This window comes from Candidatus Acidulodesulfobacterium acidiphilum (assembly GCA_008534395.1).
GTDB classification, from domain to species: Bacteria; SZUA-79; SZUA-79; order Acidulodesulfobacterales; family Acidulodesulfobacteraceae; genus Acidulodesulfobacterium_A; species Acidulodesulfobacterium_A acidiphilum.
The window spans coordinates 1-2,038 of the sequence record SHMQ01000070.1 but is presented as its reverse complement, the minus strand read 5'-3'; the positions used below and the strand labels follow the sequence as shown (position 1 = coordinate 2,038).

Below are 2,038 nucleotides of genomic sequence, written 5' to 3'. Positions count from 1 at the left end.
AATATATAAAAAGGGAGGTGATAAATTAATTTTAAGCGATTTTAGTCGGTGAAAATGGTATTTTTCGTTCGGCGTTTTTGTTACTTTTCGTTCGGCGTTTTAGGGAATTTTAATTCGGTGTTGACAAAAGCAAGGCTCAAGGGTTGGCAACAATAAGCGTCTAACTTGCGTAAACGGCTGAAGCCGCCCTTGAACCTTGCGGCTTGCCGTTTATAATATTAGAAAGGGGCAAAGGGGGTGATGAAGGTTGATTGCGATTATTAATAAAACGTATTAAAAGCAAAATAATAATACAAAGATATTATGACAAATTAAAAGTTAAATTCAATAGACAAATTAAAAGTTGACAACAATCCTCTTGTTTCAATACCTTTGTTTAATTATGCAAACCATCATCTTAAAAACTTTAATGAATAAAAAATAATATATTGCCAAAATAATTAACAAAAAGGGCGGACATAATTATAAATTAGAAAATTATATCCGCCTGTTAGTTTTTAGTTAAAATAATAGCTATGCAAAAAGTTCAGGTTCTTATTTTATTTTTCTGCCGCCTGCAGATTCTTTTTAATGATTTTGGCGCTCGGTGAGTTTTTTGGGAGCGCTGACAGAGCTTCTTTAAAGTCTCTTACTGCCGCGGGCTTATTGCCTGTTTTAAACTCTGATATACCGAGAAGGTTAAGTATAGAAGGGTTCGCAGGATTCAGGTTAAGAGCCTCTTTGAAATCACGGGTCGCCCCGCGGAATTTGTTTTCTTTAAAGTTCTCTATTCCCTTGCGCATTATTGCTAAAGTTTTTCTCTGTGTTTTATTTAACGGCTTTGGGGTTGCCTGAGGTACTGCGGAAGAATTATTAGGAGCGGACGAATTTGGCACTCCCGGAGTGCCCGGCGGCGTTACGGCAAATGCGCCCCGCGAAAAAATAACGGACAGGAAAGCGCCTGCGATTACTATTAAAGATAAATGCATTAAAGATAATAACATCTGGTTTTTCATAAATTGCCTCCATTTAGGTTTTTGTTGGTTAAGTTTGCTTATTTTGCTAATGCAAAAAAATTATGGTAAAAATATAATTTACTTGCAAGCGGTATTTAAAAAAAGCATATCATGGCAGCTTTTCGTACGGATATAAATGTTTTTATCCATAAGTTCCGCCATAGCTAATTGAACGGCACGCGATACGGCTTCTATCATCTTTGTTTTTGAAATGTCGTATCTTTGTTTAACTTTTTGAATTTTACCATAAAATGCTATATAATAAATATGGCATTTGAATGTTTTGCCGTCGATAATTTTAGGCTTAAACGATAAAATGTAACTTTTTATCCTTTTCTTTAACCCAATCATAATATTGTCGATATTCATTTTATTTCTCCTTTTTTAATTAAGATGCAATAAATATGCCGGAATTTACGGAACTTGTTTTTTAGTTCTTCGGGGATGCGGTTTATTTGATTCTGCGCATTTGAAAGGCTTATATATAATAATACGGCGATATGTTTATAATATCTATTATAAAATTTGTCATTTTGACATTATCAAAATGACAAATAAATATCTGTAAAAAATAGGCCGAAAGTATTTAATTTTCATTCTAAAATTAAATACTTTATTATGCGTTATTTTTTCTTTTCTGCTTTCGATGCTATTGCATAATATTGCGAATTTGTGAAATATTCACCGCAACCCAATATAAACATTAAATCCAATTGTAAAAACCCTTCGTGAAATATTTGCGAAGTATTTATTTATATCCCTTGTAATCCCTTATTCAAGCCTTTGCTGGAAAAATATCCCCCTGTGAATAATTCAAAAACTTAGGACAGCCAAGAAAAAAGACCTTTTTCTTTTTGGCTGCCTTATTTAAATAATTAACAATAATTAGCAATATTTCACGACTATCTGCGAATTATGATACTGTCAACTTTTTTGTGTAAATTTTTTATAAAAAGGCAAATTAGGCTGCACCTTCCCGACAATATTATGCGTCCAAGCCGCTTCCATTTTTATGGATATAAATGCAAGCAGATTATATGAAC

Annotated in this window: 2 protein-coding genes; both read right to left on the bottom strand. The window is 33.0% G+C overall.

The genetic code is table 11. The features are described 5' to 3' along the window. Positions 1 to 539 precede the first annotated feature (539 nt). Complete coding sequence (locus EVJ48_10425) at positions 540 to 995, bottom strand: hypothetical protein (protein ID RZV36407.1); 456 nt, start codon at positions 993 to 995, stop codon at positions 540 to 542. Between the two features lie 78 nt (positions 996 to 1,073). Continuing rightward, the gene (locus tag EVJ48_10420; protein ID RZV36406.1) at positions 1,074 to 1,364 is read right to left on the bottom strand and encodes a hypothetical protein; all 291 of its coding nucleotides are present in this window, start codon (positions 1,362 to 1,364) and stop codon (positions 1,074 to 1,076) included. Positions 1,365 to 2,038: the final 674 nt, after the last annotated feature.